15 protein-coding genes are annotated in these 13,350 nt (G+C 65.2%); 9 read left to right on the forward strand and 6 right to left on the reverse strand.

Going from position 1 to position 13,350, the window contains the following annotated elements:
• Positions 1 to 8: 8 nt before the first annotated feature.
• Complete coding sequence (locus WDO72_18215) at positions 9 to 1,703, forward strand: dCTP deaminase (GenBank protein MEJ0087612.1); 1,695 nt, start codon at positions 9 to 11, stop codon at positions 1,701 to 1,703.
• A gap of 22 nt (positions 1,704 to 1,725) precedes the next feature.
• Here the strand turns inward: WDO72_18215 and WDO72_18220 are convergent, their stop codons facing one another.
• The 3 genes from WDO72_18220 to purM are packed head-to-tail and all read right to left on the reverse strand — an operon-like array spanning position 1,726 to position 4,104.
• Positions 1,726 to 2,430: a DUF3108 domain-containing protein gene (locus WDO72_18220; GenBank protein ID MEJ0087613.1), complete on the reverse strand. Its 705-nt coding sequence runs from the start codon at positions 2,428 to 2,430 to the stop codon at positions 1,726 to 1,728.
• Entirely contained in the window at positions 2,417 to 3,067 is a 651-nt protein-coding gene (gene purN, locus WDO72_18225; protein MEJ0087614.1) for a phosphoribosylglycinamide formyltransferase, read from the reverse strand. Before purN ends, WDO72_18220 begins: the two co-directional genes overlap by 14 nt.
• A gap of 5 nt (positions 3,068 to 3,072) precedes the next feature.
• Positions 3,073 to 4,104: a phosphoribosylformylglycinamidine cyclo-ligase gene (gene purM / locus WDO72_18230; GenBank protein ID MEJ0087615.1), complete on the reverse strand. Its 1,032-nt coding sequence runs from the start codon at positions 4,102 to 4,104 to the stop codon at positions 3,073 to 3,075.
• A 56-nt stretch (positions 4,105 to 4,160) separates the two neighbouring features.
• Here purM and WDO72_18235 point away from each other — a divergent pair, with 56 nt between their 5' ends.
• The 3 genes from WDO72_18235 to hda are packed head-to-tail and all read left to right on the forward strand — an operon-like array spanning position 4,161 to position 6,394.
• Positions 4,161 to 5,126 carry a DUF2066 domain-containing protein gene (locus tag WDO72_18235; protein MEJ0087616.1) on the forward strand — a complete coding sequence of 322 codons (966 nt, stop codon included), beginning with the start codon at positions 4,161 to 4,163 and terminating at the stop codon, positions 5,124 to 5,126.
• A 12-nt stretch (positions 5,127 to 5,138) separates the two neighbouring features.
• Positions 5,139 to 5,678, forward strand: coding sequence for a CDP-alcohol phosphatidyltransferase family protein (locus WDO72_18240; GenBank protein MEJ0087617.1), 540 nt, complete (start codon positions 5,139 to 5,141; stop codon positions 5,676 to 5,678).
• A gap of 20 nt (positions 5,679 to 5,698) precedes the next feature.
• Entirely contained in the window at positions 5,699 to 6,394 is a 696-nt protein-coding gene (gene hda / locus WDO72_18245; protein MEJ0087618.1) for a DnaA regulatory inactivator Hda, read from the forward strand.
• Between the two features lie 2 nt (positions 6,395 to 6,396).
• Here the strand turns inward: hda and wrbA are convergent, their stop codons facing one another.
• A complete protein-coding gene (gene wrbA, locus WDO72_18250; GenBank protein MEJ0087619.1) occupies positions 6,397 to 7,011 on the reverse strand; it encodes an NAD(P)H:quinone oxidoreductase in 615 nt (204 codons plus the stop codon).
• Between the two features lie 30 nt (positions 7,012 to 7,041).
• Between wrbA and WDO72_18255 the strand changes: the two genes are divergently transcribed.
• Positions 7,042 to 7,317 carry an acylphosphatase gene (locus tag WDO72_18255; protein MEJ0087620.1) on the forward strand — a complete coding sequence of 92 codons (276 nt, stop codon included), beginning with the start codon at positions 7,042 to 7,044 and terminating at the stop codon, positions 7,315 to 7,317.
• Here WDO72_18255 and WDO72_18260 read toward each other — a convergent pair.
• On the reverse strand, positions 7,287 to 7,910 hold the full coding sequence (locus tag WDO72_18260; protein MEJ0087621.1) for a lytic transglycosylase domain-containing protein: 624 nt from the start codon (positions 7,908 to 7,910) through the stop codon (positions 7,287 to 7,289). The genes WDO72_18255 and WDO72_18260 overlap by 31 nt on opposite strands.
• A gap of 16 nt (positions 7,911 to 7,926) precedes the next feature.
• Positions 7,927 to 9,636, reverse strand: coding sequence for a proline--tRNA ligase (locus WDO72_18265; protein MEJ0087622.1), 1,710 nt, complete (start codon positions 9,634 to 9,636; stop codon positions 7,927 to 7,929).
• A 48-nt stretch (positions 9,637 to 9,684) separates the two neighbouring features.
• Here WDO72_18265 and pssA point away from each other — a divergent pair, with 48 nt between their 5' ends.
• From pssA to WDO72_18285, 4 genes are read left to right on the forward strand one after another with little or no spacing between them, the layout of a single operon-like run.
• Complete coding sequence (pssA, locus tag WDO72_18270; protein MEJ0087623.1) at positions 9,685 to 10,482, forward strand: CDP-diacylglycerol--serine O-phosphatidyltransferase; 798 nt, start codon at positions 9,685 to 9,687, stop codon at positions 10,480 to 10,482.
• A gap of 2 nt (positions 10,483 to 10,484) precedes the next feature.
• Positions 10,485 to 11,249, forward strand: a complete 765-nt coding sequence (locus WDO72_18275) for a uracil-DNA glycosylase (GenBank protein MEJ0087624.1) — start codon at positions 10,485 to 10,487, stop codon at positions 11,247 to 11,249.
• Between the two features lies 1 nt (position 11,250).
• Positions 11,251 to 11,736, forward strand: coding sequence for a ribosomal protein S18-alanine N-acetyltransferase (gene rimI, locus WDO72_18280; protein ID MEJ0087625.1), 486 nt, complete (start codon positions 11,251 to 11,253; stop codon positions 11,734 to 11,736).
• A gap of 15 nt (positions 11,737 to 11,751) precedes the next feature.
• Positions 11,752 to 13,335: a peptide chain release factor 3 gene (locus tag WDO72_18285; GenBank protein ID MEJ0087626.1), complete on the forward strand. Its 1,584-nt coding sequence runs from the start codon at positions 11,752 to 11,754 to the stop codon at positions 13,333 to 13,335.
• Positions 13,336 to 13,350 lie beyond the last annotated feature (15 nt).

Genomic DNA, 13,350 nt, shown 5'->3' on the forward strand with positions numbered 1-13,350 from the left:
TCATGAAGATGAGCATCAAGTCCGACAACTGGATCCGGCGGATGTCGGAACAGCAGAAGATGATCGAGCCGTTCGAGCCCGGGCAAGTCCGGAACGTTGACGGGCACAAGATCGTCTCTTATGGCACTTCGAGTTACGGATACGACGTCCGTTGTTCGCGCGAATTCAAGATTTTCACGAACATCAACTCGACGATCGTCGATCCGAAGGCGTTCGACGAAAAAAGCTTCGTCGATGTGAACGCAGACGTCTGCATCATTCCGCCGAATTCTTTCGCGCTCGCTCGTACCATCGAATATTTTCGGATTCCGCGCTCCACGCTCGTCGTATGCCTGGGCAAGTCGACGTATGCGCGCTGCTTCAGCGGCGATACGCGCGTCGCACTCGTAGATGGGACCACACCGACACTCGCGGAGATGGCTGGCCGACATGAAGCCGGTGAAGTGTTCTGGGGTTATAGCATCGGTCCCAATGGACGGCTCATCGTGACTTTGCTCGATGCTCCGCGCTTCATCGGCCGGGATTCCTTGCTCGAGGTAGAGCTGGACTCGGGTGAGAAAATCAATGCGACGCCGGATCATCAGTTCATGCGTCGCGATGGCCGGATGGCCCAGGCGAATGAGCTACGTGCAGGTGATGCACTCATGCCGCTGTATCGCGAGTACGCGCGCGGCTACGAGATGGTTTACCAGCCTCTGACCGGACACTTGTATCCGACCCATCGCCTTTCGGATGAGTGGAATCTTCGTCACGGCATCTATGCCGACGAGCCGGGCACACACCGGCATCATCTTGACATCAATCGCCGCAACAATCGGCCGACAAATCTCGTGCGTATGCTGGCGGAAGATCACATCCGACTACACAACAGCGATAACTACGGGGAGGGTTTCGATTCCGACGCCCACGGCGCTGCAATTGCCGATGCGTTGGAACGCCTTGCACTCGACCCATCCTGGCGTGAACACTTTGCCCGCGCGCAATCCGAGCGCGCGCGGAATTTTTGGGCAGATGAACGGTATGCAGCGATTCGCGCCAAGCTGATCTACCAGCGCCGAAATCCCACCGCGGAAACGCGAGAGGCGCATCGACGTGCGACGTTGGCCCGTTATTCTGATCCGGCCGCGCGGATTCGTCACGGTGAGATCATGGTCGAAGCCTGGTCGCGTGATGACGGTTCGCGCCGACGCAAACAGGCAGACGTTGCGAGGTCCATCAACCTCCGTGGCGAGATTACGGCTGATGTCGTGCGAATCGCTTTGCACGAGACCGGATCCATTCGCGGCGCCGCGGATATGCTCAAGTGCGACCGCTCGGTGTTCCGGCGCTTTCCAATGGTGATCGCAGAATTTCGCGGGACGCCGGCTTATCGAAACCACAAGGTTGTCGCCGTGCGCGAGCTTCGCGGTGATCACGATGTCTATTGCCTTACCGTGCCCGAGGCGGGCAATTTCGGCCTCGCGTCGGGCGTTTTCGTAAGCAATTGCGGAATCATCGTCAACGTAACGCCTTTGGAACCCGAGTGGGAAGGCCACGTGACGCTGGAGTTTTCGAACACCACGCCGTTGCCGGCGAAGATCTACGCCAACGAAGGTGTGGCGCAGATGTTGTTCTTCGAATCGGACGAGGTGTGCTCGACGTCGTACAAGGATCGTGGCGGCAAGTACCAGGGGCAGAAGGGCGTGACGCTGCCGAAGACCTGAAAAATAGGCATGTCCCGTTTTTCTAGCGGTCGACGGATTGTATCCGCAGGGTCACTTCGGTCTTCTTGCCGCGAACACTCTCGGCCTTGACCGGTAGATAGCCCAGCGCCGGCGCGACCCAGGTGCGCGTCAGGCGATCGGTATTCTGGCGCTTGCTGACATAGATCACGGTATCGAGCTCGCCGAGTTCGGTGTCGATGCGGGCATTACCCTCGAGGCTCAGCTCGTATTCCTTGAGCTTGTTGGCGTCGATCATCCAGACGCTGCCCGAAAGCTTGCCGCTGGCGAGGCCCCGCAATGAGGCTATCTGCAATGACATCGCGTCCTGGGCGCCGTCCGGCAGCTCCAGATCGACGACGCGTTCCTTCGCGGTGCCGGTGACGCGCTTTTCCTGCCAGTCGAAGTTCAGATCGATCGGCCGGTCTTTTTCGTCCATGCCGCGAAAATTGACCGGTACCACGCGGCCATCGACGAGCTTGAAGGTGCTCGTCTGGGTCAAGGCGTCGGGGAAGGCCATGCGGAACAGCCCGCGCGCCGAATTCACGGACGAGTAGGTGTAGCTGTCGTCGCCCGAGCGCAGCAGCTCGACGGTCGAGATGGCGGCGGTCATGCCTTTCCATTCGGCGATGTAGGTAGCCTTGAAGGGCTTCAGGTCGACCGGATCGGCGCTGGCCATACCGCAGACTCCGAGCAGCGCGAACCACAACAATGCCTCAGGCCGCCGCATCGTTTTCCTCGATGAGCGGGGCGGCGAGGCGCGCGCCGTCGAACCAGACCGCGCCGGCGCGCCATTCCACACGTCCGGCGGCAATGAGCGAGCACACATGGGGGTAGATGATGTGTTCCAGCGCATGAACGCGCGCTGAAACCGTATCCGGGGTGTCTGCGCCGTGGATTCGCAGCCGCCCCTGCATGATGACCGGCCCGCCGTCGAGCTCGGCGGTGACGTAATGCACGCTCGCGCCATGATGCGAATCCTTTGCCGCCAGCGCGCGCGCGTGGGTGTCGAGTCCCTTGTAGCGGGGCAACAGCGACGGATGAATGTTGAGCAGCCGGCCTTCGAAACGCTGCACGAAGCCGGCCGATAAAATGCGCATGAAACCGGCCAGCGCCACGAGTTCGGCCCCGCTGCCCGAGAGCTCCGCGGCCAGCGCAGCATCGAAGCTGTCGCGATCGGGAAATTGTTTCACCGGCACGACCGCCGTACGGATGCCCAGTGCCGCGGCGCGCGCGAGGCCGCCCGCGCTCTCGCGGTCGGCGATGACTCTAACTACGTTGAAACGGCTGCCGGGGGCCTGGGAGGCGCGCACGATGGCTTCCATGTTGCTGCCGCGCCCCGAGATGACCACGGCGACCGGCAACACGGCGTCTATTCCTCGATGAAGACGCCGCGCGGGCCGCGCCCGACGCTGCCGATGACGGTGGCGGTTTCACCCGATGCCGCGAGCGCGGCCAGCGCCGCGTCGGCATCGGCCGGCGCAACCACGACGATCATGCCGATGCCGCAGTTGAAAGTGCGATACATCTCGGCGGCCGCGATCGAGCCTGTGGCAGCCAGCCAGTCGAACACCGGATCGCGCCCCCAGCTGCGCCGCTGCAGCACGACTTCGAAGCCGTCGGGTAACACGCGCGGAATGTTGTCGGTGAGGCCACCGCCGGTGATGTGCGCGAAGCCTTTGACGTTCACCTGCTTGGCCAGCGTCAGCATCGACTTCACGTAGATGCGCGTGGGTGTGAGCAGCCGGTCGAACAGCGCCTTGCCATCGAGCTGGGTCTTCTCGTTGGCCGACGCCACCGCCACCAGTTTGCGGATCAGCGAATAACCATTGGAATGCGGCCCGGAGGAGGCGAGCCCGATTACGACGTCGCCCGCGGCGGTCTTCGTGCCGTCGATGACTGCGTCGCGTTCGACGATTCCCACACAGAAGCCGGCAAGGTCGTAGTCGTCGCCGTGGTACATGCCCGGCATCTCGGCGGTTTCGCCGCCGACCAGCGCGGCACCTGCGAGCTCGCAACCTTCGGCGATGCCACGGATGACGGCCTCCGCCACGTCGACGCGCAATTTGCCGGTGGCGTAGTAGTCGAGGAAGAAGAGTGGCTCCGCGCCAGAAACGGCGACGTCGTTGGCGCACATGGCAACCAGGTCGATGCCTATCTTGTCGTGGCGGCCCGTATCGATGGCCAGCCGCAGCTTGGTGCCCACGCCGTCGGTGCCGGACACCAGCACGGGTTTGCGGTAGCGATCGAGCGGTACTTCGACCAGTGCGCCGAAGCCGCCAATCCCGGCGAGCACCTCCTTGCGCATCGTCCGTTTGACCACGGGTTTGATGCGTTCGACGAGTTCGTCGCCCGCGTCGATATCGACGCCGGCATCGCGATAAGTCAGTCCGGATTGGGTCATTGAGAGTGCGGGTGCCGGCGCGGCAGGTCGGGAAAAAACGTGCGATATTGTAGCCAATGCGAACATTCATCGTGAGTTTGATCGCGGCCGCGCTACTCGGCTTTGCGGGCGGTGCCCAAGCCACCCGCCCGGTGCGTGTCTACGAGGCTTCCGTGTCGTCGCAGACCGACGCGGCGGTGCAGTCGCAGGCCGCGTTGCGCCAGGTGCTGGTGCGCGCCACCGGCGCGCGCGACGCGGCCAACGATCCCGCGTTGGCCGCAATCCTCGCGCAGGCGCAAACCTATGTGCTCGGCACTCGCCCTGGCACCAGCGGCACCACGCAGGTCGTGATGTTCGATGGCGCCGCGCTCGAGCGCGACATCGTCGCCGCGGGCCGTTCCATCTGGCTCAGCGAACGGCCGGTGTTGCTGGTCGTGCTCACCGGCGGGCCGGCGACCGGCGCTTTCGAAAACCGCCGCCAGATCGAAGGCGCGCTCGATGCCGCGGCCAATCGCCGCGGTCAGCCGATCAGCGTCGCGCGGCCCGAAACGCTGGGACTGCCGGCGACGGGCGATATTCCCGCCGACGCCGCCCTCGCGGCCGGTCAGCGCATCCGCAGCGCCGATGCGGTGCTGGTGGGTTATGGCGATGCCGTGCCCGGCGGCGGCCCGTGGCGCTGGACGCTCAACGGCTCCGGCATCAACGAGACCTGGAATGGCTCGCTCGAAGAGGGCATTCACGGCTCGGCCGATATCCTGGCGCGCAATTCGGCGGCGTATGCCGCGTTGCCGGAGCTGGCGATCCTCGTGGAAGTCGACGGCGTGCCCTCGCTCAAGGATTACGCGCGTGTGGCAGATTTGCTTGGCGGCGCCAATGGCGTGCGCAGCGTGCAGCTCGCCGAGGCCACGGGCACACGCGTGACGTTCACGGTGGTGACACGCGGCGGCGCGGATGTCCTGCAGTCCGGACTCGGCGGCAATGCCCACTTCGAACGCGCCGAGCCGCGCGCGGGCGGCGCGGTCGCCTATCGATATCGTCCTTGAATCCTTGACGTCATGTTGCGGCATCTGCCCAATTTCATCTGCCTGGTGCGTATCGCGCTGATCTGGCCGACGATCGACGCGTTGCAGTCGGCAAACTACTGGATCGCGCTGGCGCTGGTGGCGGTTTGCGCGGTCTCCGACGGGCTCGACGGCTGGCTCGCGAAGCGCTTCAACTGGACTTCGCACCTCGGCAAACTCCTCGATCCGCTGGCCGACAAACTACTGCTGGTGGCGCTGTTCCTCACTGCCACCTGGATGAACCTGGTGCCCTGGTGGCTGACCGCGGTCGTGGTCGGGCGCGACGTGCTGATCGGTGGCGGCGCGGTCATCTATCGTGTCTTCATCGGCCCGTTGCACGGCCGTCCGACCATCCTCAGCAAGATCAACACCGGCATGCAGCTCGCGGTGGCGCTGGCCGCGATCCTCGGCGCGGCGACCGGCCTGCCGACCCGCGACATGGTCGTGGCGCTGGCCTGCGTCACGCTGATCACCACCGTGGTTTCCGGGGCCGACTACCTGACGGTGTTCACGCGCCGCGCGCTCGCGACCTGAACGGCACGCGCCAACCCGCCATGCGTCAGTTAATCCTCGGCGTGCAGTTGAAGGAGCGCGCCACCTTCGCGAGCTTCCTGACCGCGCGCAATGTCGAACTGGTGGCGCATTTGCGCAACGTCGCCGCCACCGCGCCCGCCGGCGCGACCTGGATCGCGGGCCCGCACACCGCGGGCAAATCCCACCTGCTGCAGGCGGTGTGCGCCGAAACCGCCCCGGAGAAGCGTGCGGCCTATCTACCGCTCGAGAGCCTGCTGCCGTTCGGGCCGGCTTCGCTCGACGGCGCCGATACGCTGGATGTCGCCTGTTTCGACGACGTGCAGGCCGTGGCGGGGCTCCCCGACTGGGAGCAGCGTCTATTCGCGCTGTGGCAGCGTGCGCTCGAGCGCGGCGGAACGTTGCTGTTCGCGGCGCGCGAGAACCCGGTGCACGTCGAGTTCGGCCTGCCGGATCTCAAATCGCGGCTGGCGTCGTCGGCGGTATTCGCGGTGCGCGAGCTGAACGACGAAGAACAGCTCGAAGCGCTCTATCTGCGCGCGCGCCTGCGTGGTTTCGAATTGCCGCCCGAGACCGCGAAGTATTTGCAGCGCCGCTTCCCGCGCGACATGCGCACCTTGTGCGAGATCCTGGACACGCTGGACGACGCGGCGTTCGCCGCGCAGCGCCGGATCACCGTGCCGTTCATCCGCGACGTCGTGGACGGAAAAAAGCCCTGAAGCTAGCGGCGCGCCGCGCGCCCGGCGACCAGTGCGGCCGCAATGTCCGCGACGCGTTTGCCGAGCGCCTGGGCGAGCGTGATTTCGTCTTCCGACAAGGCACCGGGCTGCGGCGCGACGCCCGCAACGTGTGTGGCGCCGTACGGCGTGCCGCCGGTGCGTGTCTGGTTGATGCCGCGCTCGGTGAACGGAATACCCGTGAGCAACATGCCGTGGTGGATCAGCGGCAGCGCCATCGTCAGCAGCGTGGATTCCTGGCCGCCGTGCAGTGTGGTCGAGGAAGAAAACACCGCCGCGGGTTTGCCCGACAAGGTGCCGTCGAGCCAGATGGCGGAGGTGCCATCGAGAAAATACTTGAGCGGCGCCGCCATGTTGCCGAAGCGGGTCGGGCTGCCTAACAACAATCCGTCCGCGCGGCGCAGGTCGTCGAGTGTCGCGTAGGGCGCGCCGCTGTCCGGTACGGCTTTCACGGGGCGTTCGTTCTCGGCGCTCACCGGCGGCACGGTCCGCAGCGTGGCGGTGCATCCGGCCACGCTCTCGACGCCGCGGGCGGCATGGCGCGCCAGCGCGGCGGTGGCGCCGTGGCGGCTGTAATAGACGATGAGTACTTCGGTCATGTTTTCCTCGGGCGGCGGCTATCATGCCCCATGGTTTGCCGCCGTTCATTCGTTTCGGGCCGCGTCCAGGGCGTCTTTTATCGCGCCACGTGTGTCCGCAAGGCCGAGGCACTGGGGTTGACCGGTTTCGCGCGGAACCTCACCGACGGCCGCGTGGAAGTGCTGGCCTGCGGCGAGCCGGCCGCGGTCGAGCAATTCACGGCGTGGTTGTGGGAAGGATCGCCGGCCTCGAAAGTGACCGCCGTCGACACGACGGAAGTCGACCCCGCCTCGGTTCAGCGGACGACCGTCTTCACTTCGGCGTGACGGTTGTCGCGGCCGAGATCGTCGGCGCCATTCCAGCGCGTCCACTGGTCGATGACCTTGTCCGAGTACCAGCGTTTGCCCGTGCTGCCGTTGTAACGCGCCAGCGCGCGCGCGATGTTGTTGTTCTCGCGTTTGAGATAGGCGCGGAAGATCGCGCATCCCATGCGGATGTTCTCCGGCGATTTCGTCAGCTGGTGGCGGCGCATCCCCAGCGTTTCGGGCCAGAACGGCATCACCTGCATGAGGCCGACGGCGCCCGCGTATGAAACCGCGTAGCGGTTGAAGCTGCTCTCGATGTCGATGATGGCCATGACGAGGCCGGGTGGAATACGCACTTCGCCGCCGCGATTCGCCTCGCAGAACACATTCTTGAGAATCGCCATGCGTTCTTCACGGTCCGGCACCTTCTTGCGCAGGCGCGGCTCCATCATCTTGTACCAGACCGCGGAGTCGTACCGGTCCTCGAAACATTCCGCCTGGTCGATGGCGTGCTGGACGGCGTTCTTCACTTCCGGTTCGCGCTGCGCATCCGCCGCCGGCGCGGCCAGCGCCTGGAGGGGCAGACAGAGAAGGAGGGGCAGGAGATAACGCATGCCCCACGCCCCGTGGCTAGTTAGCCAGCTTGCCGCGGATGAACGCGGGCGCATCGCCGGCCGGGAATTCCTCGGCCGCTGCGGCGCGCCGGTGGCGGTATTCGAGTTTGCCGGCCTCGAGGCCGCGGTCGCCCACGACCACGCGATGCGGAATGCCGATGAGCTCGGTATCCGCGAACTTGACGCCCGGGCGCTCGTCGCGATCGTCGAGCAACACGTCGACTCCCGCGGCAACGAGCTCGGCGTACAGGCGGTCTGCGGTTTCTCGGACACGTTGCGACTTGGGTGCATTGATCGGTACCACGACCACCTGGAAGGGCGCGATGGCGTCCGGCCAGATGATGCCGCGCGCATCATGGTTCTGCTCGATGGCCGCCGCAACGACGCGTGTCACACCGATCCCGTAGCAACCCATGTACAGCGTGGCCTGTTTGCCGGATTCGTCGAGCACGGTCGCGCCCATCGACAGGCTGTATTTCTGCCCCAGCTGGAAGACGTGGCCGACTTCGATGCCCCGGGCGACGGCTAGTTTGCCCTTGCCGGTGGGCGAGGGGTCGCCAGCAACCGCATTGCGGATGTCGGCGGCGGTGGGCTCGGGCAGATCGCGGCCCCAGTTGACGCCGGTGAGGTGCGTGTCCTTCTTGTTCGCGCCGCAGACGAAGTCCGCCATCGCGAGCACCGAGTGATCCGCGTAGATTTTGCCCTTGAAGCCGATCGGTCCCAGGAATCCGGGCTCGGCGCCGGTGGCTTTCGCGATGGTGTCGTTCGAGGACATGCGCAGCGGCTTCGCCACGCCGGGCAGCTTCTGCGCCTTGACGGCGTTGAGCTCGTGATCGCCACGCACCAGCAGCGCGACCACGCCGCCTTCGTCACCGTCGACTAACAAGGTCTTGACCAACTGGTCGGCGGACAGCTTGAGCTGCTGCGTGACTTCTTCGATGGTCCGCGCGTTCGGTGTCGCGACTTCGGCGAGCGCTGCGTTCGCAGCCGGGCGCGACGCCGACGGCGGCATGGCCACGGCCATCTCGACGTTCGCGGCGTAGGAGTCGCCGTCGGAGAACAGGATCGCGTCTTCACCGGATTCGGCGAGCACGTGGAATTCCTCGGAACCGGTGCCGCCAATAGCGCCCGGATCCGCGACCACCGAGCGGAACCGCAAGCCGAGCCGCGTGAAGATCGCGGTATACGCGCGATGCATGGCGTCGTATCCCTGTTGCAGCGATTCCTGCGTCAGATGAAACGAATACGCATCCTTCATGAGGAATTCGCGCGCGCGCATCACGCCGAAACGCGGCCGGCGCTCGTCGCGGAATTTCATCTGGATCTGGTAGAAGTTCGCCGGCAGCTGGCGGTAGCTCTTGAGGTCGTTACGCGCGATGTCGGTGATCACTTCCTCGTGCGTGGGCCCGAGGCAGAAGTCCCGCTCGTGGCGGTCCTTGAGGCGCAGCAGCTCCGGCCCGAATTGCCCCCACCTGCCGGATTCCACCCACAGCTCGGCGGGTATGACGCCCGGCATCAATACTTCCAGCGCGCCGGCACGATTCATCTCCTCGCGCACGATGTTTTCGACCTTGCGCAGGGTGCGCAGGCCGAGCGGCATCCAGGTGTACAACCCGGCGGCGAGTTTGCGAATGAGGCCCGCGCGCAGCATGAGCTGTTGGCTCACGACGTCGGCGTCGGCGGGAGTTTCCTTGGTCGTGTTGACCGGGTATTGGGACCAGCGCATAGGGGCGCGAGAGTGTATCAGGTGAGGGATTCGCCTATGATGCCGGCCGTGACGCAAGACCTTAAAACGACCGGGAATTCGCCGCCGAATCCGCCGAGCCGCGGCATTTATCTGCTGCCCAATCTGCTCACCACCGGCTGTCTCTTTTCCGGCTTCTACTCCATCGTCGCGGCCATCGACCGCAATTTCGCCCTGGCGGGCGGAGCGGTATTCATCGCGATGGTGTTCGACGGTCTCGACGGCCGCGTGGCGCGCTGGACGCGCACGGAAAGCTCCTTCGGCAAGGAGTACGACAGTCTCGCGGACATGGTGGCCTTCGGTGTGGCGCCCGCGGTGCTCGTCTATCAATGGGGCGTGGTGCGCATCGGCGAGTACGGCCACGAATGGCGGCAGTTCGGCTGGGTGGTCGCGTTCTTCTATGCATGCTGCGCGGCGATGCGCCTGGCGCGCTTCAACACTGCCGTCGCGGGTGGCGACAAGCGCTACTTCCAGGGCCTGCCGAGTCCGTCGGCCGCGGCGGTCGTCGCCGCCTTTGTGTGGTTCTTCAGCAAGTGGCGCGAGCCCGGGTTGCCTGGTTTGCTGCTGGCGTTCGCGGTCACGGGTTATGCCGCGGCGCTGATGGTCTCGGCGTTCAGTTACCTCTCGCTCAAGCAGATCGAGGTCAACCAGCGCGTCAAGTATTCGTACATCGCGTTCGTGATCCTGCCGATGCTCATCCTGATCCGCCTCGACGCGCCGACGATGTTGTTCGCGATGTTCGTTTCCTACGCGACGTACGGGCCCGTCCAGTGGCTGGTCCGCAAGATGCGCCGTCCGCGCGTGCCACCGCCCGTATCGACTAGCTAGAGATGCAAGCGACGCTGCGCAACGCGTATCTCGACGCGCTCGGAATCGATCGCTGGGTGCCTCGCGATGCGCCCGAGGCGGCCGCGGACACCCCCGAGCCCATTACCGCTGCGCCGCGCACGTCATCCGCGCGCGCGCCAGCGCCCGAGCCCGCGTCGCGCGCGCCGCTCATCGCCCCCACGCCGCTGCCGGCCGGCATTGACTGGGAACCGCTGCGCGAGCGCGTGGCCGGATGCACACTTTGCGACCTGTGCAAGACGCGCACGCAAACCGTATTCGGCGTGGGCAACCGCGCGGCCGAATGGCTGGTCATCGGCGAAGCGCCGGGCGCCGAAGAAGACCGCCAGGGCGAACCATTCGTCGGCCGCGCCGGCCAGTTGCTCAACGCCATGCTGCTGGCCATCGGCCTGCCGCGCGACACCGTGTTCATCGCCAACGTGCTCAAGTGCCGTCCGCCGGGCAATCGCGATCCGAAACCCGAGGAGGTTTCGCGCTGCCTGCCGTACCTGTCGGCGCAGATCGCGTTGCTCAAGCCGAAGGTCATCCTTGCGGTAGGCCGCATCGCCGCGCAGAACCTGCTGGCGACCGACGCGCCGCTGTCGCGCCTGCGCGGCAAGCTGCACACCTTCGGCGAGGCGAACACGCCGCTCGTGATCACCTATCACCCTGCCTATCTACTGCGCACGCCCGGCGACAAGCGCAAGGCCTGGGAAGACCTCAAGTTCGCGCGGTCGACTTACCAACGCATCGTGGGTGGAGGGGGCTGACGTGGCCGCGGCTCCCGAGGACCTGCGGGAAGTGCCGGAAGTCGTCATCCGGCCGATGCTGGAAATCGATCTTCCCGAGATCGCCGCGATCGAGCTGAAGAGCTACGCGTTTCCCTGGAGCGAGAACATTTTCCGCGACTGCCTGCGCGTCGGGTACACCTGCCGCGCGCTCGACCTGGCCGGGCAGATCATCGGCTACGGGGTCATGAGCCTGGGAGCAGGCGAGGCGCACATCCTCAATGTCTGCGTGCGGGAAGAATTCCGCACCGTCGGATTTGGCGGACGCCTGCTCGAAAACCTGCTCGAACGGGCCGCCGCCGGCGGGGTCACCGAAGCATTTCTCGAGGTGCGGCCGAGCAATCTCGCCGCCATCCGGCTCTATCAACGTCTCGGGTTCGAACAAATCGGCATTCGCCGCGGGTATTATCAGGCCCCCGATGGGCGTGAAGACGCCATCGTGCTGAAGCGCGAGCTTCGGCGCACCTGACACCTCGAGAATTTCATGACCTCTACCGGGCTTGAAACGGCGCGGCGGCGCACGTTTGCCATCATTTCCCACCCTGACGCGGGCAAGACCACGCTCACCGAAAAGCTGCTGCTGTTCGGCGGCGCGATCCAGCTGGCCGGCACCGTCAAGGGCCGCAAGGCGGCGCGGCATGCCACCTCCGACTGGATGGCGCTGGAGAAACAGCGCGGAATTTCCATCACCTCGTCGGTGATGCAGTTCCCGTTCCGGGACGAGATCATCAACCTGCTCGACACGCCGGGTCACGAGGACTTCTCCGAAGACACGTATCGCACGCTGACCGCGGTAGATAGTGCGCTCATGGTCATCGACTGCGCCAAGGGTGTCGAAGAGCGGACCATCAAGCTGATGGAGGTGTGCCGCATGCGCGACACGCCCATCATGACGTTCATCAACAAGCTCGATCGCGAGGGCCGTCCGCCCATCGAGCTGCTGGATGAAATCGAAAGCGTGCTCAAGATCCGCACCGCACCGGTCACCTGGCCGATCGGCATGGGCCGGGATCTGGCGGGTGTGTATCACCTCATCGAAGACCGCATCTACGTGTACGAAGCGGCGGCGCGCGGCGAGCGCGGCACCAATCGCACCATCGACGGATTACACAGCGCGGCGGGACGCGAGTTCCTCGGCGACCGTGCCGCGCGCTTCGACGATGAAATCGAGCTGGTGCGTGGCGGCACCGCCGAGTTCGACGTGGAGGCGTATCGCGAAGGGCGGCAGTCGCCGGTGTTCTTCGGCTCGGCCATTTCGAATTTCGGCGTTGAAGAACTGCTGGCGCATTTCGGCCGTCACGCTCCGGCACCGCTGCCGCGGGCAGCCGTGCAGCGCGAAGTCGACGCCGGTGAGGAGAAGCTCACAGGCTTCGTGTTCAAGATCCAGGCGAACATGGACCCGCAGCACCGCGACCGCATCGCATTCATGCGCCTGTGTTCGGGCAAGTACACGCGTGGCATGCGCATGTTCCACGTGCGACTCGAGAAGGAAATGCGCATCGCCGACGCCTTGACGTTCATGGCGGCCGACCGCTCGGCGGCCGACGAGGCATTTGCGGGCGACATCATCGGCCTGCACAACCACGGCACCATCAACATCGGCGACACCTTCACCGAGGGCGAGAAACTCACCTTCACGGGAATCCCGAATTTCGCGCCGGAGATGTTCCGGCGCGCCGTGCTGAAAGATCCGCTCAAGATGAAACAGCTCGCCAAGGGGCTGGGGCAGCTGTGCGAGGAAGGCGCCACGCAGTTGTTCAAGCCACTGCGCAACAACGACATGATCCTGGGCGCCGTCGGCCAGCTGCAGTTCGAGGTGGTGGCGTTCCGCCTGCAGGACGAATACGCGGTCACGTCCGTGTTCGAGACCATCGGCGTCCACACCGCGCGCTGGATCTACTGCGACGACGAGAAACATCTCGAGGAATTCCGCACCAAGGCGTACGACCATCTCGCCATCGATCACTCGGGCGCGCTCGTATATCTGGCGCCCTCGCGCGTGAATCTCGAGCTCACGATCGAACGCTGGCCGAAAATCTCGTTCCGCGCCACGCGGGAATCGCAGTGATGGCGCAGGGCACGT

Source organism: Pseudomonadota bacterium (genome assembly GCA_037200975.1).
Taxonomy (GTDB): domain Bacteria; phylum Pseudomonadota; class Gammaproteobacteria; order Steroidobacterales; family Steroidobacteraceae; genus CADEED01.